Genomic DNA, 22,572 nt, shown 5'->3' on the forward strand with positions numbered 1-22,572 from the left:
GCGGCGCACGGAGGAGCTTAGTCAGCGCCCGTCGCCGGCTGCAGGGCGTCCCACCCCAGCGCGGTGCCGCCCAGGCGCTGGGCGAGGGAGGCCATCCGCGACCGTTCCTGCGAACAGTGCAGCGCATCGAGCACCTGCACCCGCTGCAGCAGGACGGCCTCGAGGCCGGTCCCGGCGGGACGCGCGGGCTGTGCGGGGGCGTACCCGTCCCGTCCACAGAGGGCGATCGCCTGATCCACCGAATCGGCCGGCAGTTCGAGGTGATGGCGCAGCACGGCTTCCGCTTCCGGGGACCAGGCCGGTTCCGACGCCGAGCCCCGCTCGAGGGCGGTCGAACAGGCCTCGACGTCGTCGAAGGACGAGACCACCACCACCAGGTCCGGCCGCGACGGATCGAGCGGCTCCGGACGCCTGCGTGAGAACACCCGGCGGACCCGGCTCCACACCCCTGCACCACTGCTCATCGCACCACGATCCCATGCTCGGCGACGGGGCGCGACGACCCCCCGGATCGGGGACTCACAGGCCGGTCACCAGCAAAGACGCGCCGATTTCAGCCCCGAGTGCCCAAGAGTTACTACGACCAGTCATACTTGCGAACGTGACGAGCGCAGTAGGGACTTCAGGAACTGCAATCACCCAGCGCGTGCACTCGCTGAACCGGCCCAATCTGGTCAGCGTCGGCACCATCGTGTGGTTGTCCAGTGAGCTCATGTTTTTCGCAGGGCTCTTCGCCATGTACTTCGTGGCCCGGGCACAGGCCGACGGCAACTGGCCGCCGGAGCCTGTCCATCTCAATCTGGCGCTGGCGGTGCCGGTCACCCTCGTGCTGATCGCCTCCTCCTTCACCTGCCAGATGGGCGTGTTCGCCGCCGAACGCGGCGACGTGTTCGGCCTCCGGCGGTGGTACCTCATCACCCTCGCCATGGGCACGTTCTTCGTGCTCGGCCAGGGCTTCGAGTACACCCAGCTGGTCGCGGAAGGCGTGACGATCTCGAGCATGGTCTGGGGGTCGGTCTTCTACATCACGACCGGATTCCACGGCCTCCACGTCATCGGCGGCCTCGTCGCCTTCGTGTTCCTCCTCGTACGCACGAGGGTCAGCAAGTTCACGCCGGCGCAGGCCACCGCAGCGATCGTCGTCTCCTATTACTGGCACTTCGTCGACATCGTGTGGATTGCGCTGTTTGCCACGATTTATTTCATCCGTTAGCCAGCTGAACGCCCAGGCAGCCCCCTGACGTCCAGTCCGTCCCGACATACCAAAGGGATACAGATGAGTTCATCCCCACCTCTCGCTTCCGAGGGTGACATGCCCGGTCAGTCCGCGGCCGCGTCCGCCAAGTCCCGCCGTCAGCGCAAGCTGCGCCGCCGCGTCACCGGTGCGCTGGTGCTCGCCCTCGGCCTGCTCAGCGCGGGCTTCCTCGCCTCCGCGCTGACCCCCGCGCCGCAGGTGGCGACGGCGAACGAGGATCAGTCGGCACTGATCCGCGAAGGCAAGCAGCTCTACGAGACCTCCTGCGTCACGTGCCACGGCGCCAACCTGCAGGGTGTGCAGGACCGCGGCCCGAGCCTGATCGGTGTCGGCGAGGCAGCCGTGTACTTCCAGGTCTCCACCGGCCGCATGCCGATGATGCGCAACGAGGCCCAGGCCCTGCGCAAGACGCCGAAGTTCGACGCGGCCCAGACGGACGCCCTCGGCGCCTACATCCAGGCCAACGGTGGCGGCCCCACGCTCATCCGCGACGAGAACGGTGAGATCGCGCAGTCCTCGCTGCGCGGCGACGACGTCGCGCGCGGCAGCGAACTGTTCCGCCAGAACTGCGCCTCGTGCCACAACTTCACCGGCCGGGGTGGCGCACTGTCGTCCGGCAAGTTCGCGCCCGTCCTCGACCCGGCGAACGAGCAGCAGATCTACACCGCGATGCTGACCGGTCCGCAGAACATGCCCAAGTTCTCCGATCGTCAGCTCACGCTGGAGGAGAAGCAGGACATCATCGCCTACGTCAAGGCGTCCAGCGAGACGCAGAGCCCCGGCGGATACGGCCTGGGCGGCTTCGGCCCCGCCTCCGAGGGCCCGACGATGTGGGTGGTCGGGATCGTCGCCGTCGTGGGTGCGGCACTGTGGATCGGAGCAAGGTCATGAGTGGCGGCGAAACGCCGAACAAGCACACGATCGAGAATCTCGATCAGATGAGCCGCGACGATCTCGTCGCGCTCGGCACCAACCTCGACGGTGTGGACGTGGCGTTCCGCAAGGATCGCTGGCCCGTCGGCGGCACCCGCGCCGAGAAGCGCGCGGAACGCAACGTCGCCTTCTGGTTCGGGCTGGCGGGCGTGTCGGCCCTCGCGTTCATCGCGGTGTTCATCTTCTGGCCGTGGGAGTACCAGGGCCCCGGGGAGGACAACTACGCGCTGTACAACCTGTACACGCCGCTGCTGGGCCTGACCCTGGGTCTGGCCATCCTCGGCGTCGGCGTCGGTGCGGTGCAGTTCACCAAGAAGTTCATTCCGGAGGAGGTGTCGATCCAGGATCGGCACGACGGTGTCTCCTCGGAGGTCGACCGGCGCACGATCGTCGCCGAGCTCTCCGACTCGCTGGACACCTCCACGCTGCCGCGCCGCAAGCTGATCAAGCGCACGGCGCTGTTCGGTGGCGGTGCCCTCGGCCTCGGCCTGATCATGCCGCTCGGCGGCCTGATCAAGAACCCCTGGGCCGAAGGCGACGACTCCCCGCTGTGGGTCTCGGGCTGGACCCCCCGGTACCCGGGCGAGACGATCTACCTGCGCCGCGACACCGGGCGCGTGAACGACATCGTCCTGGTCCGCCCGGAGGACCTCGACGCCGGCGGCATGGAGACCGTGTTCCCGTTCCGCGAGTCCGACCGCGGTGACGAGCACGCCCTCCTCGAGGGCCTGCGCGGCATCCGCAACGCCGTCATGCTGATCCGCCTGCGCACCGAGGACACCGCGAAGGTGATCAAGCGCAAGGGCCAGGAGAGCTTCAACTACGGCGACTACTTCGCCTACTCGAAGATCTGCACCCACCTGGGCTGCCCGACCTCGCTGTACGAACAGCAGACCAACCGCATCCTGTGCCCCTGCCACCAGTCGCAGTTCAATGCTCTGGAGTACGGCAAGCCCCTGTTCGGTCCTGCTGCTCGCGCACTGCCGCAGTTGCCTATTACAGTGAACGAAGAGGGCTTCCTCGTCGCCGGCGGCGACTTCATCGAGGCTCTCGGTCCGGCATTTTGGGAGCGTCGCCCGTGAGTACTGCAACACCGTCCCGCGCCGCCCACGCGGCGGAGAACATCGACTCGCGCTATCACCCGGCGGCCGGGTTGCGGCGTCAGATCAACAAGGTGTTCCCCACCCACTGGTCCTTCCTCCTGGGTGAGATCGCGCTGTACAGCTTCGTGATCCTGCTGATCTCGGGCGTGTACCTGACGCTGTTCTTCGATCCGTCCCTCGCGCACGTCGTCTACGACGGCGCCTACACCCCGCTGCGCGGCGTCACGATGTCGCGCGCGTACGAGACGACCCTGGACATCTCGTTCGAGGTGCGCGGCGGTCTGTTCGTCCGGCAGATCCACCACTGGGCTGCGCTGATGTTCGCCGCGTCGATCATCGTGCACCTGCTGCGCGTGTTCTTCACCGGTGCGTTCCGCCGTCCGCGCGAAGCGAACTGGGTGATCGGCTCGCTGCTGCTGATCCTCGCGATGTTCGAGGGCTTCTTCGGCTACTCGCTGCCCGACGACCTGCTCTCCGGCACCGGTCTTCGCGCCGCCCTGTCCGGCATCACCATCAGCATCCCGGTGATCGGCACGTGGATGCACTGGCTGATCTTCGGCGGCGACTTCCCGGGCATGCTCATCATCCCGCGCCTGTACGTCGCGCACGTCCTGCTGCTTCCGGGCATCATTCTCGCCCTGATCGCAGCCCACCTCGCGCTCGTCTGGTACCAGAAGCACACGCAGTTCCCCGGCCCCGGCCGTACCGAGCAGAACGTCGTGGGCGTCCGGATCCTGCCGGTGTTCGCCGTCAAGTCCGGCGCGTTCTTCGCCATCACCTTCGCGGTGCTGGCCCTGATGAGCGGTCTGCTCCAGATCAACCCGGTCTGGAACATCGGCCCGTACAACCCGTCGCAGGTGTCCGCCGGCTCGCAGCCCGACATCTACATGATGTGGACGGACGGCCTGGCCCGGATCTGGCCGGCCTGGGAGATCTACCTGTTCGGCCGGTACACGATCCCCGCGGTGTTCTGGATCGCGGTGATCATGGGCCTGGTCTTCGCGGTGCTGATCGCCTACCCGTGGATCGAGAAGAAGTTCACCAAGGACGACGCGCACCACAACCTGCTGCAGCGTCCGCGGGACGTCCCGGTCCGGACCGCGATCGGCGCGATGGCCCTGACCTTCTACGCCATCGCGACCATCATGTGCATCAACGACATCATCGCCTACAAGTTCGACATCTCGTTGAACGCGATGACGTGGATCGGCCGCATCGGCATCCTGCTCGGCCCGCCGCTCGCCTACTACCTGACCTACCGGTTCTGCCTGGGCCTGCAGCGCAGCGACCGTCAGGTGCTCGAGCACGGCATCGAGACGGGCATCGTCCGTCGCCTGCCGCACGGCGAGTACATCGAGATCCACCAGCCGCTCGGCCCGGTGGACGAGCACGGCCATCCGATCCCGCTCGAGTACCAGGGCGCTCCGGTGCCCAAGCGCATGAACAAGCTCGGCACCGCCGGCAAGCCCGGCGCGGGCAGCTGGTGGAGCGCGGACCCGGCCGAGGAGGCGACCGCCCTCGAGGCCGCGCACCACGAGGCCGAGGTCGAGCAGCGTGCCATCCTGAGCGAGTACCAGGAACGCGTCCACGGCACGCCGACGGACGGTGACGGCCGGACGCACTGACGCCCGTCCGAAGCCGGAGGCCCCGAACCGCACGCGGTTCGGGGCCTCTGCCGTTCGCGGGCATCCCGCACCCCTCCGAGCCGCGTGCGCGCATCCGACCGCTCCCCCACCTCGGCAGACGCCCGGGGCGACCGCCCGCTACCGTCCGGGTGTGTCGGCACTCCGGTGCCCACGCGGCGTCGCGCCGACACCGGTCCGAGGAGGAGCGTGGAGGCCCTCGGCTGCGTCCCGGCGGACGCTCCGGGCCCGGTCCCGGCCGGTACGGCGGTACCACTCCACGGCCGGCACGACGGCGAGCGCCACCTCGACGAGGTCACCGCCGTAGTACATCACCAACGCACCGGCCTGCAGATCCGACGTGGCGACCTCGTGACCGGGCGGTGGGGACGCGTAGAGGCTCTCGGCCAGGATCGCGTGTGCCGTCCCGGCGAGGAACAGGACCGCTGCCCGCGATCCGAGACCGTAGCGGTGCCGGACGGGGTCCACCTGGCAGATCGCGTAGGCGAACAGCACCCCGGCCGCGAACACGTGCAGATGGACGACCGCCCCGAGCAGCGGACTATGGTGCATGACCGCGAACAGGCCGGTGCGATACAGCAGCCACAGCCCACCCAGATCGAGAACGGCCGCGACCGGCGGAGCTGTGAGCACCGCGACGGGCCCCGAGTGCGCTACCGACACCAGCGCCCGTCGCGCGGGACCCGACTGCACCGCTCGCAAGGCGAGCGTGACGGGGCGTGCGAGCACGAGCAGCACCGGGCCCACCATCCCCACCCCCAAGTGGACACCCATGTGGCCGGTGAAAGCCGGCACCGGCAGGGGCACGGTCGCCGCAGCGACGATCGCACACCCGGCGACGAAGGACGCATCCCGTGCCCGCGACCAGACGTCGCCGCGCCGCCGAAGACGGCTCGACGCGGCAAGGTAGGTACCGGCGATTGCCGCGGCGACGACGACCACGAGCAGGTGCAGCAGCCCCGGACTGCCCGGGGCGAGCATCGAGTGGTCGTGCATGCCGTCGCCGCCTACCGGTGGTCCGCACGGACTGCCCGCACCAGCAGGACCGCGCCCCCGACGAGGAGCACCAGGGCGAAACCGTTCCAGGCGAGGTCGTACGGCAGCAGCTCGACAACCGGGCCGTGCACTACGGGCAGGGTGCCGTGCTGAGAATAGTGCGGTCGGTGATGTCGGAGGTGGGGTTACGAGGGCCGTGGGCGTCCGCGAAGTTCACGGTTCTGCGGCTGACCAACGATCAGATCCTGGAGAATGCCACCGGGGTCGGTGCCCCGCCACAGACGTGGCCACGCTCGGAACTGGTGGTCGACGTCCTGCACAAGGCGGTGTACGCCTTCGTCACCGGGGTGGTCGCGGACGCTCTGGCAGCTCGCCGGGGCCGCGGACCGGGACAGCTGCACGCCGCGACTCTGCCGGGCCGGCATGCCGGTGTCGGTCCCGTGCCCCGCGACCTCGCCTCGGGCCGGTCGCCACGGTGACCCCCGACCGTCGTCCGCAGCACGGTGCTCCCGGAGACGCAGAAGACCGCGGGGCGGCCTCACGATGAGGCCGCCCCGCGGGCGTCGTGCTTCTGCGTGCGCTCAGTGCTTCTCGGGTCCGACGTGGTACTCGAACACCAGGCCGGCCGCCGCAGCCAGGATCAGCACCACGGCGAGGACGATCAGCCACGGCTGGAAGAAGGCCAGCGCGATGGCGGCGAAGGCGGCCGCCCCCGCCAGCAGGATCGGCCAGTAGCTCCCCGCGCTGAAGAAGCCCAGGTCGCCTGCGCCGTCGCTGATCTCGGCCTCCTCGTAGTCCTCCGGGCGGGTGTCGAGGCGACGGGCCACAAAGCGGAAGTAGGTGCCGACGATCAGGGTCAGGCCCGCCGAGAGCACGATCGCCGTGAGGCCGGCCCACTCGATGCCCGTGCGGGACAGTCCGGTGAACACTCCGTAGACGATGGCGACGAGCACGAAGAACACCGTCACGACTTCGAAGAGCTTGGCTTCGATCTTCATATCAGCTTGTCCTTGGTCGGAGGGTTACCGGTCAGTTGCCCGCGGTGACGACGCCGCTGGCCGCCCGGTCGGTGCGGTCGGTCTTGAACGGGGTGGTGGACGTCGCGACCGGGGACTCGCCGATACGCTCGAGCGCCTGCGCGTTGGTCAGGCCCTGACCGCCGTCCTCGACGGGCTTGCGGAGCTCGATGTACTCCGCGAACCGCTCCGGGCTCACCGCGCGGACCTCGAAGTTCATCATCGCGTGGTAGGTCCCGCACATCTCGGCGCAGCGGCCGACGAACGCGCCTTCCTCCTGGATCTCGGAGATCTGGAAGACGGGATCGGAGCTGTTGTTCAGCGGGTTCGGATTGACGTCCCGCTTGAACAGGAACTCCGGCACCCAGAAGGAGTGGATCACGTCGGAGGAGGCGAGCACGAACTCGATCCGGCGGTCGGTCGGCAGGACGAGGACCGGGATCTCGTTGCTGGTGCCGACGGTCTCGATCTTGTTGTAGTGCAGGTACGACAGGTCCTCGGCCTCCTGACCGTGGATCGGTGCCGGCACCTCGTGCTCGCCGCCGGCATGCTCCTCGTCGTCACCGGCGACCGCGGCCTGGGCGATCTCGTCGGTGCCCTCGTAGCGCGCCGTGCCCTCACCGAGATCGATCGTGCGGTAGCCGAACTTCCAGTTCCACTGGAACGCCGTGACGTCGACCACGACGTTCGGGTTGTCCTCCTTCTCGAGGACGTAGTTCTGCACCACCACGGTGAAGTAGAACAGCACCGCGATGATGACGAACGGCACAGCCGTGTACAGCAGCTCGAGCGGCACGTTGTACGCCGTCTGCCGCGGGAACTCCGGCGAGTCCTTCTTCTTGCGGTGGAAGATGACCACCCAGAAGGTCAGGCCCCACACCAGCACACCCATGACGAGGGCGGCGACGACCGACCACGTCCACAGCTCACGCATACGCTCGGCCTGCGGGGTAATCCCCTCCGGCCAGCCGAAACGCAGGACTTCCTCGCTGCTGCATCCCGTCAGCAGCAGGGCTGCAATACCGAGAGATGCTGCCAGCCCGAACCGCCGAAGGATCCGACCTTGCGCCACGTTCACGCCTTCCTGATCGCCGCAATTCCACTAGGGCACACCCGGAGGGCAGACCCAATTACTACGCAGCGTAGACCAAACCCGGCTGCGATCCATCCCCGGGGCGCACACAACGTGTCGCGTCGTTGCGTGCCCGCTGCTCACGACAGGGTCGACACCGGCCGCCGGCTGCCGCAACCCCCGGGCTGCGGCATACTGCCATGCAGACCGTCGGTCCCTGCCGCGGCAACATTCCCGGGGGCCGAATCCATCCCAACCGGAATGAGGTATCGGACGCCGTGTGCGGACTGCTCGGGTTACTGACCACTGACGGCACCAGCGACGACGCCGTCGCCAAGGTCGACTCCGCGATGCACTGCCTGCGCCACCGCGGACCCGACGAGCACGGCACCTGGCACGACGGTGACCTGGTCTACGGCTTCAATCGGCTGTCGATCATCGACATCGCGCACTCGCACCAGCCGCTGCGTTGGGGCCCGCCGGAGTCTCCGGAGCGCTATGCCCTGACCTTCAACGGTGAGATCTACAACTATCTGGAGCTGCGTGCCGAGCTGACCGAGAAGTACGGGACACAGTTCGCCACCGAGGGCGACAGCGAGACGATCGTCGCCGCGTTCCACCACTGGGGTGCCGACGCGGTGCGACGACTTCGCGGCATGTTCGCGTTCGCAGTCTGGGACACCGAGACGCGCGAGCTGTTCCTCGCCCGCGATCCGTTCGGGATCAAGCCGCTGTTCCTGGCCACGGGCACGGGTGGCACCGCGTTCGGCAGCGAGAAGAAGAGCCTGCTCGAGTTGGCCGAGGTGATCGGGATCGGCACCGGACTCGATCCCCGCGCCGTCGAGCACTACACGGTGTTGCAGTACGTGCCCGAACCCGAGACCCTGCACGCGGAGATCCGGCGGCTCGAGTCCGGGTGCTTCGCCCGGGTGCGTCCGGGGGGCCGCCCCGAGATCACCCGGTACTTCGAGCCGACGTTTCCCGTCCGTCCCTTCGCCGCGGGTCGCGAGGACGACCGTTACCGGGAGATCGCGGAGGCGCTCGAGGACTCCGTCGCCAAGCACATGCGCGCCGACGTGACGGTGGGATCGTTCCTGTCCGGCGGTATCGACTCCACGGCCGTCGCGGCTCTCGCGATGCGGCACAACCCGAATCTGATCACCTTCACCACCGGGTTCGAGCGCGAAGGCTACTCGGAGGTCGACGTGGCCGCCGAGTCCGCCGCCGCGATCGGCGCGCGCCACGTCGTCAAGGTCGTCTCCCCCGCCGAGTTCGCCGCCGCGATCCCCGAGATCGTGTGGTACCTGGACGACCCCGTCGCCGATCCCGCGCTGGTGCCCCTGTGGTTTGTCGCCAAGGAAGCGCGCAAGCACGTGAAGGTGGTGCTGTCCGGGGAAGGCGCCGACGAGTTGTTCGGCGGCTACACCATCTACCGCGAGCCGCTGTCGCTGAAGCCGTTCGAGTACCTGCCGAAGCCGATGCGGCGTGCGGCCGGCAAGTTGTCGGAGCGCATCCCCGAGGGCACCCGCGGGAAGAGCCTGCTCCATCGCGGGTCGATGACGCTCGAGGAGCGGTACTACGGCAACGCCCGCAGCTTCAACGATGCGCAGCTGCGGGCCGTGCTGCGCGACTTCCGTCCGGAGTGGACGCACCAGGACGTCACCGCGCCGATCTACGCCCGCTCGGCCGGGTGGGATCCTGTCGCGCGGATGCAGCATCTCGACCTGTTCACCTGGCTGCGCGGCGACATCCTCGTCAAGGCCGACAAGATGACGATGGCGAATTCGCTGGAGCTGCGCGTGCCGTTCCTCGACCCGGAGGTCTTCCGCGTCGCCTCACAGGTGCCGCTGGATCAGAAGATCACGAAGAACACCACCAAGTACGCGCTGCGACGAGCCCTCGAGGGCATCGTCCCGCCGCACGTGCTGCACCGCGCGAAGCTCGGCTTCCCCGTGCCGCTGCGGCACTGGCTGCGCGGACCCGAACTATTCGACTGGGCACGCGACGTGATCGCCGAGTCGGGCACCGAGCACCTGCTGGACAAGGCGGCCGTGGCCCGGATGCTCGACGAGCACCGCGAGGGCCGGACCGATCACAGCCGGCGGCTGTGGACGGTGCTGGTGTTCATGATCTGGCACGGCATCTTCGTCGAGCAGCGCATCGTGCCGGAGATCCAGGAGCCGGCGTACCCCGTCGAGGTGTAGGGCCGCTCCGCGGCCGGTGTGCCTTTTGGGCGGTGGGGACCGCCCAAAAGGCACACCGGCCGGTCACGGCAGGATTGCGGCGATCTCGTCCGCGGCCGCCTGCCCGTACGCGACCGTCAGCCGCTTGACCGCGTCGGGGCGGTCGAAGGTCCATTCCTGGGTGCCGGTCGTCTCGAGCACCAGAACCGCGACGAGCGAGCCGAGCTGGGCGGCGCGTTCGAGGGTGAGGCCCGCCCGGTGTCCCAGCAGGAACCCCGCCCGGAACGCGTCGCCGACGCCGGTGGGGTCCACCTTGGCCCGCTCGGGCACGACGCCCACGTGCGTCCGGCGGCCGTCCCGTTCGACGATCTCGACACCGTTACCGCCGAGCGTGGTGACCCGCAACCCGACCATGGCGCGGATCTGCTCCTCCGTCAGGCCGGTCTTCTGCTGCAGGAGTCCCCACTCGTATTCGTTGGTGAACAGGTAGGCGGCGCCGTCGATCAGCCGCGCAGCCTCCTCACCGCTGAGGCGGGCGAGTTGCTGAGACGGGTCGGCCGCGAACGGCACGCCGAGCTGCCGGCATTCGTCGGTGTGCCGGGCCATCGCCTCCGGGTCGTTGGCGCCGATCAGGACCAGGTCGACACCGTGCGCCCCGGTCACCCCGGCGAGGGAGATGTCCCGCGCCTCGGACATCGCGCCCGGATAGAACGACGCGATCTGGGCCATCGCCTCGTCGGTCGTGCACACGAAACGCGCGGTGTGCGCGGTCTGCGACACGTGCACGGGGCTGCAGTCGACGCCGTTGCCCTCGAGCCACGCGCGGTACTCGGCGAAGTCGGCGCCCACCGCTCCGACGAGCACCGGTGCCCCGCCGAGCACGCCCATCGCGTAGGCGATGTTGCCGCCCACACCGCCACGGCGGACCACCAGGTCGTCGACCAGGAAGCTGAGCGAGATGTGGCTGAGCTGGTCGGCGACGAGCTGCTCGGCGAAGCGTCCGGGGAAACGCATGAGGTGGTCGGTGGCGATGGAACCGGTCACGGCGATGGTCACGTGGCTGGGCCTTTCAGCGGAGGACTGGGATCGATCTCACGCTACCCGCACCCACCGGACAGCAGTGCGGCCCCGACGCGAGATCGCGCCGGGGCCGCACTACGGGACCTGCGTCAGTTGAACGAATCGCCGCAGGCGCAGGAGCCGGTGGCGTTCGGGTTGTCGATCGTGAAGCCCTGCTTCTCGATCGTGTCGACGAAGTCGATCGACGCGCCTTCGACGTAGGGCGCGCTCATCCGGTCGACGGCGAGGACGACGCCACCGAAGTCACGGGTGAGATCACCGTCGAGCGTCCGGTCGTCGAAGAACAGCTGGTAGCGAAGGCCGGCACACCCACCCGGCTGCACGGCGATGCGCAGCGAGAGGTCGTCGCGGCCCTCCTGGTCGAGCAGTGCCTTCGCCTTGGCGGAGGCGGCCTCGGTCATGGTGACGCCGTGAGTGGCGGTCTCGTCCTGCACAGTCATGGGCGCTCCCTCGTCTTTCGTGTGAAACCCGGTTCCCTCAACGGTACCGCGCGCGGATCTATTCCTCATGCGCGGTACCGGACCGCGCGGGGGCCTGACCGGGGGCGATTTCCCGGCCGGGCCGGTTTTCCCATAGCCTGGAGGGGTGAAGTTGCTACGCCGCGGCGGTTCCGACGAATCCGACAACGAGGACCTCGGTGTGTCCGAGTCCGTCGCCGCCCCGCAGTCCGAGGGGGGCAAGGGGACGACCGGCAAGGGCCGTCCCACTCCGAAGCGCCGGGAGGCCGAAGCGCGTCGGCGCGGTCCCGTCGCTCCGGCTCCGTTGACCGCCAAGGAGGCGCGGGCACGCCGCAAGGCAGCCAAGCAGTCCCTCTCCAAGGACGAACGCAAGGCTCGAGCCGCCGAGCGCCGCGCCGCCGCGGGCGAGCGCCGCACCCGGATGCTCGCCGGCGAGGAGAAGTACCTGCTGCCCCGCGACAAGGGTCCCGTGCGGGCCTACGTCCGCGATCTGGTGGACAGCCGTCGCAACCTCGTGGGTCTGTTCATGCCGATGGCGCTCATCCTCATCATGACGATGTTCCTCGGTCCGGTGGTCCAGCAGTACGTGACGCTCGCGATGTTCGCGATGATCGTGCTCATGGTGATCGAGGGGATCTACCTCGGCCGTCTCGTGAACAAGAAGGTCCGGGCCCGTTTCCCCGACACCACCGAGGGCGGTTTCGGTCTCGGGTGGTACGCGTTCGTGCGGGCCTCCCAGATACGCAAGCTCCGGGCGCCGCTGCCCCGGGTCTCCCCCGGCGACGCCGTCTGACCGCAGCCCACCGGCACGCCGGTGAGTGCTGCGGCAACCGGCACGCCGGTCAGTGCTGCGGCGACCGGCACGCCGATCAGTGCTGCGGCGACCGGCACGCCGGTCAGTGCTGCGGCGACCGGCGCGCGTCGATCGTGGTGCGCACCCAGCCGGCCGACGGGTCGCCACCGTGGGGCGACGGATCGTGCGGCCGGAAATGGTCACAGCGCCACCATGCCCGGGTCACCCAGCGCGGCGCGGGACGGGAACGGGCCCGCGCGAGCTCGAGCCCGGCGAAGAGCGTGGCCAGCACGAGGACGATCACGACGACCTGGCTCATGACGGACAGTCTGTCGCCGGCGACCCGGCCGAGACAGTGGCAGCAAGGCCATCTACCGTCGATTTTCTGCCGCAGAGCGGGTTGATAGCGTCCAGCGGTGGCTTCGGCCTCCGCGACTTCGTGAAAGGTGCCCCGTGAGCAGCGAATCCGTTTTCTCCGCCGACATCGTCTTCCCGCCCGTCGTCGCGCCCGATCCGGAGATCCGCCGGCGCGCCGAAGGCCGACAGCGCGACCTCACCAAGCCCGCCGGTTCCCTCGGCCGGCTGGAGGAACTGGGCTGCTGGGTCGCGTCCTGCCAGGGGCAGGTCCCGCCCCGGCCGTTCGCCCGTCCCCGCGTGGTGGTGTTCGCCGGTGATCACGGGGTAGCCCGCGGCGGCGTCTCCGCGTACCCCCCCGAGGTCACCGCTCAGATGGTCGCCAACTTCCTCGCCGGTGGCGCCGCGGTCAACGTGCTCGCCGGGGTCGCCGGCGCCGGGGTCCGGGTCGTGGACATGGCCGTCGACGGCGACACGGATCCGGCCGTCTCCGCGCACAAGGTGCGCCGGTCGAGCGGCGCCGTCGACCGGGAGGACGCGCTCACCGAGCAGGAGACCCTGCAGGCGATCGCCGCCGGACGAACCGTCGCCGACGAGGAGGTCGACGCGGGAGCCGACCTCCTCGTCGCGGGCGACATGGGTATCGGGAACACCACCCCTGCCACGGCGCTGATCGCCACCCTCACCGGCACCGAACCCGTCGCGGCGGTGGGCCGTGGCACCGGGATCGACGACGCCGCCTGGATGCGCAAGGTCGCCGCGATCCGCGACGCAATGCGCCGCGCCCGGCCTCACGCCCGCAACCCGGTGGCCCTGCTGCGCACCGCCGGCGGTGCCGACCTCGCCGCGATGGCCGGTTACCTCGCGCAGGCGTCGGTGCGCCGGACCCCGGTCGTGCTCGACGGGGTCGTCGTCACCGCTGCCGCGCTCGTCGCCGAGGAGCTGGCTCCCGGGGCCCGGGACTGGTGGGTCGCCGGGCACCGCTCCACCGAACCGGCCCATACGCTGGCCCTGCGGCACCTGAACCTCGACCCCCTCGTCGACTTGGGAATGCGTCTCGGCGAGGGTTCGGGAGCGGTTGCCGCGCTGCCGATCCTGCACGGTGCGGTCGCGGTGCTCACGAACATGGCCACGTTCGCCGAGGCCGGCGTGAGCACCCGCGACGAGGACGGCGCGCCGGTCGCCGGGCCGCGCGGCGACTGATGCGCGGCGTCGCTCTCGCTCTGTCCTGGCTCACGGTGCTGCCGATCCGGGGGCCGGGGCACATCGATCGCAGCGCGGCGGGCGCGGCCATCGCTGCGGCACCGGTGGCCGGCCTCGTGCTGGGCCTGGGCACCGCGGGCGCGCTCTGGGCGGCCGTCGCCGCCGGCTGCACTCCCCTGCTCGCCGGCCTGATCGGGGTGGGATTTCTGGGCCTCGCGACGCGGGGCATGCACCTCGACGGCCTGTGCGACACCGCCGACGGGCTCGGCTGCTACGGGCCGCCGGAGCGGGCACGTGAGGTGATGAAGTCGGGCGGCGCCGGGCCGTTCGGGGCGGCCACCCTGGTACTCGTGCTGGGAGCGCAGGCGGCCTCGTTCGGGGCGCTCGCCGACGTTCGATCGTGGTTCGCCGTGGTCCTCGCGGTCACCGCCGGCCGGGTCGCGGTCGTGCTCGCATGCCGCCGCGGTGTGGCCGCAGCACCGGGCAGCGGGTTCGGTGCCCTGGTCGCCGGGACGCAGCCGCTGGGGGTGGGCGTCCTGTGGGCCGTCGTCGCGGTCGTCGCGGCCGCCTGGTGCGTGCCCGGCGCCTGGTGGGCCGGTCCGGCGACGGTCGCCGTGGGGCTCGTGGCCGCACTGCTGCTGGTGCGGCACTGCGTGCGCAGGTTCGGCGGCCTCAACGGCGACGCGCTCGGAGCCGGCCTCGAGACGACGGTGACGGTGGTGGCGGCGGCGCTGAGCGCGGCCGTCGGGTAGCGACGGCCGCCGGCCTCAGCGCAGCGTCGTCAGCCAGCCGTGGGTGTCGGCGAAGGTGCCGCGCTGGATCCCGGTGAGGGTGTCACGCAACGCCATGGTGACCTTGCCGGGCTCGCCGTCGCCGACGGTGAACTCGCCGTCACGGCTCTTGACGGTGCCGACCGGGGTGATCACCGCCGCGGTCCCGCACGCGAAGACCTCGGTGATCCGCCCGTCGGCAACCTCGGACTCCCACTCCTGAACCGAGATCTTGCGCTCCTCCACCTCGAGGCCGGCCTCCCTGGCCAGCGTGAGCAGCGAGTCCCGGGTGATGCCGGGCAGCAACGAGCCGGACAGCTCCGGCGTCACCAGCTTCGCGTCGGCGCCCGAACCGAAGATGAAGCACAGGTTCATGCCGCCCATCTCCTCGATGTAGCGGCGCTCGACGGCGTCGAGCCACACCACCTGGTCGCACCCCTGCTCGACGGCCTGCGCCTGCGCCAGCAGCGACGCCGCGTAGTTGCCGGAGAACTTGGCGTCGCCGGTGCCGCCCGGGGCGGCCCGCACGTACTCCTGCGAGATCCACACGCTCACCGGCTTGACGCCGCGGGGGAAGTACGCGCCGGCCGGGGAGGCGATCAGCACGTACCGGTACTGGTTCGCGGGCCGCACGCCGAGACCCGCCTCGGTGGAGAACATGAACGGCCGCAGATACAGCGACTCCTCACCCCCGGCGGCCGGCACCCATTCGTGGTCGGCGTCGACCAGCTCCGCGATGGACCGGACGAACAATTCGTCCGGCAGCTCGGCCATCGCCAGGCGCCGCGAGGACCGGCGCATCCGCTCGGCGTTGGAGTAGACGCGGAAGGCCGCGATGCTGCCGTCGGGCTGACGGTAGACCTTCAGACCTTCGAAGATCGCCTGACCGTAGTGCAGCACCATCGCGGCCGGATCGAGCTGCATCGGTCCGTACGGCTGGACGGTGGCGTCGTGCCAGCCGCGGCCCTCGGTGTAGTCGATCGTGACCATGTGATCGGTGAAGTACCGGCCGAAACCGGGATCCGCCAATACTTCTCCGCGCCGTTCCGCGGAAGCGGGCGAGGGGTGCGGAACATGGGCGAATTCGAGGACACCGGTCATGACCGTTGATCCTATCGAACCGCCCGCACGGTCCTACTTGGTGTGGTCGGGCACGAACGGAGGCGCGACGAGCTGGGCGCGCAGGGCGCGTCCACGGACGTCGACCGTGACCTCGTCACCGGCGGCCGGGTCCCCCGCCGTCTCGAGAAGCGCCAGCGCGATCCCGACCTTCAACGTCGGGGAGAACGTGCCGGACGTCGTCTCCCCCACCGGAGTTCCGTCGCGCAACACCTTCAGGCCGGGTCGCAGCACCCCGCGGTCGAGCGCCCGCACGCCCCACAGTCGCCGCGCCGGACCGGACTCCTTCTCCGCGACGAGCGCCGCGCGGCCGCGGAAGGCCGGCTTGCTCCAGCCCACGGCCCACCCGCAGCGAGCCTGCAGGGGCGAGATGGCCTCCGACAGTTCGTGCCCGTGCAACGGGTATCCCATCTCGGTCCGCAGAGTGTCGCGAGCCCCGAGGCCGGCGGCCTGACCGCCGGCCGCACGCACGGCGTCGGCCAGGGCACGGAACAGCGACTCGGCGTCGGCCCACCGCGGCACCAGTTCGAAGCCGCGCTCACCGGTGTATCCGGTGCGGCACACCCGTACCGGCAGATCGTTCCACCGGGCGTCCACGAAGCTCATGTAGCCCAGGTCGGTGGGCAGCCCCAGCCCCTGCAGGACGGCCTCGGAGTTCGGTCCCTGCACGGCGAACACACCGTGGTCCCGGTGCTGGTTCGTCACCGTCACGCCTTCGGGGGCATGCGCGGCGAGGACCTCGACGACCGCTGCGGTGTTCGCGGCGTTCGGCACGAGGAACAGTTCCTCGTCGGAGACGTAGTAGACGATCAGGTCGTCGGTGACACCGCCGGACTCGGTGCAGCAGAGGGTGTACTGCGCCTTGCCCGGCCCGATCTTGCGCAGGTCGTTGGTGAGGGTGGCGTCGACATAGTCCGCCGCGCCCGGTCCGGCGACGAGAGCCTTGCCCAGATGACTGACGTCGAACAGGCCGACGTTCTCGCGCACGGCGGTGTGCTCGGCCACGGTACCGGCGTACGAAACGGGCATCTGCCAGCCACCGAAGGCCGCGAAGGTCGCTCCGAGTTCGGTGTGGACGGCGTGGATCGGGCCCTGCAGCAGTGGCTGGTCGCTCATGTGCCCCACGCTATCCCACCCCCCGAGATCACTAGCATCGGTGCCACGACCCCCTTCCCCCCTAGGAGACGCCTGTGAGTGCCCTTTCGCCCACCCTTCCCGAACTCGTTCTCGCCGGAAGCGTGTCCAAGCGCGCGGACGTCCTCGTCGTCGGGCTGACCGCCGGCGACGGCGGCCCCGAGGCCCTGCTCGGCGACGGCCTGGTGGACGAGGACGTCCTCGGCGGACTGCTCGACGCCCTGCAGTCCGTCGGCGCCGAGGGCAGAGCCGAGGAGGTCACCCGGATCCCCGCGCCCGCCGCCCTGCCGGTCACCAGCGTCCTTGCCGTCGGGCTCGGCGCCGCCGACAAGCTCGACGCCGAGCAGGTGCGCCGCTCCGCCGGCGCTGCGGCGCGCGCCCTCGCCGGCGTCCCCGTGGTCGCGACGACCCTGTCCGCCGTGGATCTCGGCGCAACCGCAGAGGGCTTCGCGCTCGGCGCCTACACGTTCACCGAGTTCCGCACCACCAAGTCGAACGCCGGCGACGCGCAGCCGCCGGCCCGGATCGAACTGCTCGTCTCGTCGCCCCGCGCCCGAGAGGCCAAGGCGGAGCTGGCCCGGTCGGTCGCCGTCGCCGAGGCGGTCGCCACCGCCCGCCGGTTCGTCGACACCCCGCCGAGTCACCTGTTCCCGGCCGAGTTCGCCGAGCGCGCGAAGGCGCTCGGCACCGCCGCCGGGTTGAAGGTCGAGGTGCTGGACGAGAAGGCGCTCGAGCAGCAGGGTTACGGCGGCATCGTCGGGGTCGGCAAGGGATCGTCGCGTCCGCCGCGGCTCGTGCGCCTGAGCTACTCGGCGAAGAAGCGGAAGGCTCCGAAGGTCGCGCTCGTCGGCAAGGGCATCACGTTCGACACCGGCGGCATCTCCATCAAGCCGGCCGCCGGGATGGAGAACATGACGTCCGACATGGGGGGTGCGGCGGCGGTGGTCGCGACGGTCGTGCTCGCCGCGAAGCTCGGCGTGGCGGCGGACGTGACCGCGACGGTACCGATGGCCGAGAACATGCCGTCCGCGACGGCACAGCGACCCGGCGACGTGCTGACCCAGTACGGCGGCACCACCGTCGAGGTGATCAACACGGACGCCGAGGGCCGTCTCATCCTGGCCGACGCCATCGTCCGCGCCTGCGAGGACGAGCCCGACTACCTGATCGACACCGCGACGCTCACCGGCGCGCAGATGGTCGCGCTGGGGACGCGGACGCCCGGCGTCATGGGCACCGACGAGTTCCGGGACCGCGTCGCCCGGCTCTCGCAGGAGGTGGGGGAGAACGGGTGGGCGATGCCGCTGCCGGCCGAACTGCGCGCGGACCTGAAGTCCCGGGTCGCCGACCTGGCCAACGTCACGCCGCATCGCTGGGGCGGGATGCTCGCCGCCGGCCTGTACCTGAAGGAGTTCGTCGCCGAGGGTGTGCAGTGGGCCCACATCGACATCGCCGGGCCGGCCTTCAACACCGGGAGCCCGTTCGGCTATGTCGGCAAGGGCGGCACCGGCGTCCCGGTGCGCACCCTCATCGCCGTCATCGAGGACATCGCGAACAACGGGTGATCCGTCCCGCGCGTCCCTGCCGGGTTGCGGGGACGCGCGGGCGCACGCGACCCAACCCTCGTCGAACGCCGCCGAGGGATCAGTGCAAGGATGGTCGAGGTCATACCCGGCATCGGGTGTGGTCTCAACCGAACACCGCAAGACACCGCACGAGACCGTGGCCTCGAGCACAATGGTCAGCGACCACACAATGGTCCGCGACCATCGGTCGGCACAACTCAACACACCCGAATACAACCGTCGAGGAGTCAACAGACATGGCCTTCTCCGTCCAGATGCCAGCGCTTGGTGAGAGCGTCACCGAGGGAACTGTCACGCGATGGCTCAAGCAGGAAGGAGACACGGTCGAAGTCGACGAGCCGCTGCTCGAAGTTTCCACGGACAAGGTCGACACCGAGATCCCCTCGCCCGCGGCCGGTGTGCTGGTGAAGATCGTCGCCCAGGAGGACGAGACGATCGAGATCGGCGGTGAGCTGGCGGTGATCGGTGACTCCGCCGACGACGGAGGATCGTCGACCGCTCCCACTGCCGCCCCGTCGGAGGAGGCGGCGCCCGAGGAGCAGTCCACCCCGGAGCCCGAACCCGAGCCCGAGCCCGAGCCGGCGCCGGCTTCGTCCGGTTCCGACACCGGCTCCGCCGAAGGCACCCCGGTCACCATGCCGGCGCTCGGTGAGTCCGTGACCGAAGGCACCGTCACCCGGTGGCTGAAGTCTGTCGGAGACGAGGTCGCGGTAGACGAGCCCCTGCTCGAGGTGTCCACGGACAAGGTCGACACGGAGATCCCGTCCCCCGTGGCCGGTGTGCTCCTCGAGATCAACGCCGACGAGGACGAGAGCGTCGAGGTCGGCGGACAGCTCGCGGTGATCGGGTCGGGAACCCCGGCCGCGGCGCCGTCGAAGCCCGAACCGAAGCCGGAACCGAAGCCGGAACCGAAGCCCGAGCCCGAGCCCGAGCCGGCGAAGCAGGCGGCCCCCGAGCCCGCGAAGCAGCCCGCCCCGGAGCCCGCGAAGCAGGCCGCTCCGGCGCCCGCCCCGGCGCCCGCTGCCGCGGAGACCCCGGGTGGCGCCACGCCGTATGTCACGCCCCTCGTCCGCAAGCTCGCCGCCGAGCACGACGTCGACCTGTCGAAGGTGTCCGGCACCGGAGTCGGCGGACGCATCCGCAAGCAGGACGTGCTCGCCGCCGCCGAGGCCGCGAAGGCCCCCGCTGCCGAGGCCCCGAAGGCTCCCGCCGCCAAGGCTCCGGCCGCCGCTCCGGCCACGACCGCCGGCGTCCGGCCCGAGCTCGCCCACCTGCGCGGCACCACGCAGAAGGTCAACCGGATCCGCCAGATCACCGCGATCAAGACGCGCGAGTCCCTGCAGACCACCGCACAGCTCACCCAGACCTTCGAGGTCGATGTCACCAAGATCGCGCATCTGCGGTCGCAGGCGAAGGCGACCTTCGCCGAACGTGAGGGCGTCAACCTCACCTTCCTGCCCTTCTTCGCAAAGGCCGTCGTCGAGGCCCTCAAGGCGCATCCGAACATCAACGCCTCCTACGACGAGGACAAGAAGGAGATCACCTACCACGCCGCCGAGCACCTCGGCATCGCCGTGGACACCGAGCAGGGTCTGCTCTCCCCGGTGATCCACAACGCCGGCGACCTGTCGCTGGCCGGCCTGGCCCGCGCGATCGCGGACATCGCCAAGCGGGCGCGCAGCGGTGGCCTGAAGCCGGACGAGCTGGCCGGCGGCACCTTCACGATCACGAACATCGGCAGCCAGGGCGCCCTGTTCGACACGCCGATCCTGGTGCCGCCGCAGGCGGCGATGCTGGGCACCGGCGCGATCGTCAAGCGACCGGTGGTCGTCACCGACGAGGTGGGCAACGAGTCGATCGGTGTCCGGTCGATGTGCTACCTGCCGCTGACCTACGATCACCGCCTGATCGACGGTGCGGACGCGGGCCGGTTCCTCACCACGATCAAGCACCGTCTCGAGGAAGCGGCGTTCGACGCCGATCTGGGCCTGTGATCCACCGGGTGTAGCCCGGCACTCACCGGACCGGGAAGCGGGGGCATCGTCACACCGACGAGGCCCCCGCTTCCGCGTCCCGGCCTCTGCGAATGCGGGACAATCACCGGCATGCGCATCCTCGTGGCGGGCTCGTCGGGGCTGATCGGAACGGCCTCGGTGGCATGGTTGCGGGCGCACGAGCACGAGGTGCGTCGCCTCGTCCGCCGTCCGCCGGCAGCGCCGGACGAATGGTTCTGGGACCCGCCGACGGGCCGGGTCGATCCCGCGGCGCTCGACCGCGTCGACGCCGTGGTGAATCTGTGCGGCTCGAGAATGGACGAGCGTCGCTGGTCCGGCGCGGTCAAGCAGGAACTGCGCGACAGCCGGATCGTCCCGACCGACGTCCTCGCCACCGCCGCCGCCTCCGCCGGGGTTCCGACGCTGGTCAATGCGGGCGCCGTCGGCGTCTACGGGAACACCGGCGAGGACGTGGTGGACGAACGCAGCCCCGCCGGGCGGGGGTTCGTCGCGGACCTGTGCCGCGACTGGGAGGCCGCCACCGCGCCCGCACGCGTCGCCGGGGTGCGCACGATCGTCCTCCGCGTCGGGATCGTTCTCAGCCCGCACGGCGGCATCCTGCGCCGCCTCCATCCGCTCTTCCGGCTCGGCCTCGGTTCCCGGCTCGGTGACGGCCGGCAGTACATGTCGTGGGTGGCGCTCGAGGACGTGGTGGCGGCGCTGGGCTTCGTCCTCGGCCGCGGCGATATCGCCGGTCCGGTCGACGTCACCGGCCCCGCTCCCGTGACCAACGCCCGGTTCACGGAGGCGCTGGCGCATTCGGTGCACCGCCCGGCGCCGTGGACGACGCCCGGATTCGTGGTCGGCGCGGTCGTCGGGGAGATGGCGCACGCCCTGGTGCTCACCGGGCAGCGCGCGTTGCCGGCGGTGCTCGAGTCGGCGGGCTTCGAGTTCCGGTATCCGACGATCGGAGCCGCCCTGGCACACGCGCTCGGAACCTGAAGCCACCTCTTCGCGACGGCTCCCCGACGGCGTAGGGTCGGGGACTATGAGCAGCGCATCTTCCTCCGCCCGTTTCGATTCCGAACCCGTCGCGGTGGCGCATCTGGGGCTGATCGGTTATCTGGAAGCGTGGGAGCGGCAACGGGAGATCGCCGCCGACCGGGCCGAGGGCCGCGGTGTCGACACCCTGCTGCTGCTCGAACATCCGCCCGTGTACACCGCCGGCAAGCGCACCGACCCGGAGGACCGCCCCACGGACGGCACGCCGGTGATCGACGTCGACCGCGGCGGCAAGATCACCTGGCACGGACCCGGACAGCTGGTGGGCTACCCGATCATCCGGCTCGGTGAACCCATCGACGTCGTCGGCTACGTGCGACGTCTCGAGCAGGCACTGATCGAGGTCTGTACCGACCTCGGGCTCACGTGCGGCCGCGTGGAGGGCCGCTCGGGGGTGTGGCTGCCGGCCGAGCTGCGCGACGGGCACTGGCTGCCCGAGCGCAAGGTCGCCGCGATCGGGGTGCGGGTGCAGCGCGGGGTGACGATGCACGGGTTCTCCCTCAACTGCGACGCCACCCTGGACGCGTTCGACTCGATCGTGCCGTGCGGCATCCGCGACGCGGGCGTCACCTCGCTCACCGGTGAGCTCGGCCGGGACGTCACCGTCGCCGAGGTGATGCCGGCGGTGACGGCGGCGGTGATCGACGCGCTCGACGGCCGCCTGCCGGTGACGGACCACGACATCGAACGGGTGACGTTCGAACAGGCTGTCGGTGCCGAGCCGCCGCAGACCCCGCGCCCGGAGTTCACCACGGTGCGGTACGGCTGAGCGGCGCCTCCGGGGGCCCGCCCCGGGGTGAGCCCGGTCCGTACCGTCG

Annotated in this window: 22 protein-coding genes; 13 read left to right on the plus strand and 9 right to left on the minus strand. The window is 70.3% G+C overall.

The window, feature by feature from the left end; translation table 11 throughout:
* Positions 1–17: 17 nt before the first annotated feature.
* A complete protein-coding gene (locus ACWPQI_RS14180; RefSeq protein ID WP_048770970.1) occupies positions 18–464 on the minus strand; it encodes a hypothetical protein in 447 nt (148 codons plus the stop codon).
* Between the two features lie 137 nt (positions 465–601).
* Between ACWPQI_RS14180 and ctaE the strand changes: the two genes are divergently transcribed.
* The 4 genes from ctaE to qcrB all read left to right on the plus strand — a co-directional run bounded on the left by ctaE (position 602) and on the right by qcrB (position 4,916).
* A complete protein-coding gene (gene ctaE, locus ACWPQI_RS14185) occupies positions 602–1,213 on the plus strand; it encodes an aa3-type cytochrome oxidase subunit III (protein ID WP_010594348.1) in 612 nt (203 codons plus the stop codon).
* A 63-nt stretch (positions 1,214–1,276) separates the two neighbouring features.
* The gene (qcrC, locus tag ACWPQI_RS14190; protein WP_026137666.1) at positions 1,277–2,146 is read left to right on the plus strand and encodes a cytochrome bc1 complex diheme cytochrome c subunit; all 870 of its coding nucleotides are present in this window, start codon (positions 1,277–1,279) and stop codon (positions 2,144–2,146) included.
* On the plus strand, positions 2,143–3,270 hold the full coding sequence (gene qcrA / locus ACWPQI_RS14195; protein ID WP_010594346.1) for a cytochrome bc1 complex Rieske iron-sulfur subunit: 1,128 nt from the start codon (positions 2,143–2,145) through the stop codon (positions 3,268–3,270). Before qcrC ends, qcrA begins: the two co-directional genes overlap by 4 nt.
* Entirely contained in the window at positions 3,267–4,916 is a 1,650-nt protein-coding gene (gene qcrB / locus ACWPQI_RS14200; RefSeq protein WP_010594345.1) for a cytochrome bc1 complex cytochrome b subunit, read from the plus strand. Before qcrA ends, qcrB begins: the two co-directional genes overlap by 4 nt.
* A 138-nt stretch (positions 4,917–5,054) precedes the next feature.
* Here qcrB and ACWPQI_RS14205 read toward each other — a convergent pair whose 3' ends face one another.
* Complete coding sequence (locus ACWPQI_RS14205; protein WP_461874953.1) at positions 5,055–5,930, minus strand: cytochrome c oxidase assembly protein; 876 nt, start codon at positions 5,928–5,930, stop codon at positions 5,055–5,057.
* Positions 5,931–6,097: 167 nt separating this feature from the next.
* Here ACWPQI_RS14205 and ACWPQI_RS14210 point away from each other — a divergent pair, with 167 nt between their 5' ends.
* Positions 6,098–6,409 (plus strand): hypothetical protein, encoded by a 312-nt coding sequence (locus ACWPQI_RS14210; RefSeq protein WP_010594342.1) that lies wholly within the window; start codon positions 6,098–6,100, stop codon positions 6,407–6,409.
* A gap of 102 nt (positions 6,410–6,511) precedes the next feature.
* Here the strand turns inward: ACWPQI_RS14210 and ACWPQI_RS14215 are convergent, their stop codons facing one another.
* Positions 6,512–6,928 carry a cytochrome c oxidase subunit 4 gene (locus ACWPQI_RS14215; protein ID WP_010594341.1) on the minus strand — a complete coding sequence of 139 codons (417 nt, stop codon included), beginning with the start codon at positions 6,926–6,928 and terminating at the stop codon, positions 6,512–6,514.
* A 31-nt stretch (positions 6,929–6,959) separates the two neighbouring features.
* Positions 6,960–8,024, minus strand: a complete 1,065-nt coding sequence (gene ctaC / locus ACWPQI_RS14220; RefSeq protein WP_119699851.1) for an aa3-type cytochrome oxidase subunit II — start codon at positions 8,022–8,024, stop codon at positions 6,960–6,962.
* Between the two features lie 272 nt (positions 8,025–8,296).
* Here ctaC and asnB point away from each other — a divergent pair, with 272 nt between their 5' ends.
* Positions 8,297–10,222 (plus strand): asparagine synthase (glutamine-hydrolyzing), encoded by a 1,926-nt coding sequence (asnB, locus tag ACWPQI_RS14225; RefSeq protein WP_010594339.1) that lies wholly within the window; start codon positions 8,297–8,299, stop codon positions 10,220–10,222.
* A 63-nt stretch (positions 10,223–10,285) separates the two neighbouring features.
* On the opposite strand, the gene ACWPQI_RS14230 is transcribed toward asnB, so the two are convergent.
* Positions 10,286–11,257: a carbohydrate kinase family protein gene (locus ACWPQI_RS14230; protein ID WP_010594338.1), complete on the minus strand. Its 972-nt coding sequence runs from the start codon at positions 11,255–11,257 to the stop codon at positions 10,286–10,288.
* Between the two features lie 113 nt (positions 11,258–11,370).
* Entirely contained in the window at positions 11,371–11,721 is a 351-nt protein-coding gene (locus tag ACWPQI_RS14235; protein WP_010594337.1) for a HesB/IscA family protein, read from the minus strand.
* Positions 11,722–11,866: 145 nt separating this feature from the next.
* Between ACWPQI_RS14235 and ACWPQI_RS14240 the strand changes: the two genes are divergently transcribed.
* Positions 11,867–12,532: a DUF3043 domain-containing protein gene (locus ACWPQI_RS14240; protein ID WP_010594336.1), complete on the plus strand. Its 666-nt coding sequence runs from the start codon at positions 11,867–11,869 to the stop codon at positions 12,530–12,532.
* A 103-nt stretch (positions 12,533–12,635) separates the two neighbouring features.
* Here the strand turns inward: ACWPQI_RS14240 and ACWPQI_RS14245 are convergent, their stop codons facing one another.
* Positions 12,636–12,851 (minus strand): hypothetical protein, encoded by a 216-nt coding sequence (locus tag ACWPQI_RS14245; RefSeq protein ID WP_040275257.1) that lies wholly within the window; start codon positions 12,849–12,851, stop codon positions 12,636–12,638.
* 134 nt (positions 12,852–12,985) lie between these two features.
* Between ACWPQI_RS14245 and cobT the strand changes: the two genes are divergently transcribed.
* Entirely contained in the window at positions 12,986–14,089 is a 1,104-nt protein-coding gene (gene cobT / locus ACWPQI_RS14250; protein ID WP_474738382.1) for a nicotinate-nucleotide--dimethylbenzimidazole phosphoribosyltransferase, read from the plus strand.
* Positions 14,089–14,841 carry an adenosylcobinamide-GDP ribazoletransferase gene (locus ACWPQI_RS14255; protein WP_048770961.1) on the plus strand — a complete coding sequence of 251 codons (753 nt, stop codon included), beginning with the start codon at positions 14,089–14,091 and terminating at the stop codon, positions 14,839–14,841. Before cobT ends, ACWPQI_RS14255 begins: the two co-directional genes overlap by 1 nt.
* A 15-nt stretch (positions 14,842–14,856) precedes the next feature.
* Here the strand turns inward: ACWPQI_RS14255 and ACWPQI_RS14260 are convergent, their stop codons facing one another.
* Both ACWPQI_RS14260 and gcvT read right to left on the minus strand, forming a co-directional pair.
* Positions 14,857–15,960 (minus strand): branched-chain amino acid aminotransferase, encoded by a 1,104-nt coding sequence (locus tag ACWPQI_RS14260; RefSeq protein WP_010594332.1) that lies wholly within the window; start codon positions 15,958–15,960, stop codon positions 14,857–14,859.
* A gap of 33 nt (positions 15,961–15,993) precedes the next feature.
* Positions 15,994–17,094, minus strand: a complete 1,101-nt coding sequence (gene gcvT / locus ACWPQI_RS14265; protein ID WP_026137665.1) for a glycine cleavage system aminomethyltransferase GcvT — start codon at positions 17,092–17,094, stop codon at positions 15,994–15,996.
* A 74-nt stretch (positions 17,095–17,168) separates the two neighbouring features.
* Here gcvT and ACWPQI_RS14270 point away from each other — a divergent pair, with 74 nt between their 5' ends.
* The 4 genes from ACWPQI_RS14270 (at position 17,169) to lipB (ending at position 22,523) form a co-directional block, all read left to right on the plus strand.
* Positions 17,169–18,677 carry a leucyl aminopeptidase gene (locus ACWPQI_RS14270; protein ID WP_064066134.1) on the plus strand — a complete coding sequence of 503 codons (1,509 nt, stop codon included), beginning with the start codon at positions 17,169–17,171 and terminating at the stop codon, positions 18,675–18,677.
* Positions 18,678–18,934: 257 nt separating this feature from the next.
* Complete coding sequence (gene sucB / locus ACWPQI_RS14275; RefSeq protein ID WP_474738383.1) at positions 18,935–20,692, plus strand: 2-oxoglutarate dehydrogenase, E2 component, dihydrolipoamide succinyltransferase; 1,758 nt, start codon at positions 18,935–18,937, stop codon at positions 20,690–20,692.
* 111 nt (positions 20,693–20,803) lie between these two features.
* Positions 20,804–21,694, plus strand: a complete 891-nt coding sequence (locus ACWPQI_RS14280; protein WP_010594328.1) for a TIGR01777 family oxidoreductase — start codon at positions 20,804–20,806, stop codon at positions 21,692–21,694.
* Between the two features lie 46 nt (positions 21,695–21,740).
* Positions 21,741–22,523, plus strand: a complete 783-nt coding sequence (gene lipB / locus ACWPQI_RS14285; RefSeq protein WP_017680361.1) for a lipoyl(octanoyl) transferase LipB — start codon at positions 21,741–21,743, stop codon at positions 22,521–22,523.
* Positions 22,524–22,572: the final 49 nt, after the last annotated feature.

This window comes from Rhodococcus sp. LMD (assembly GCF_056108245.1).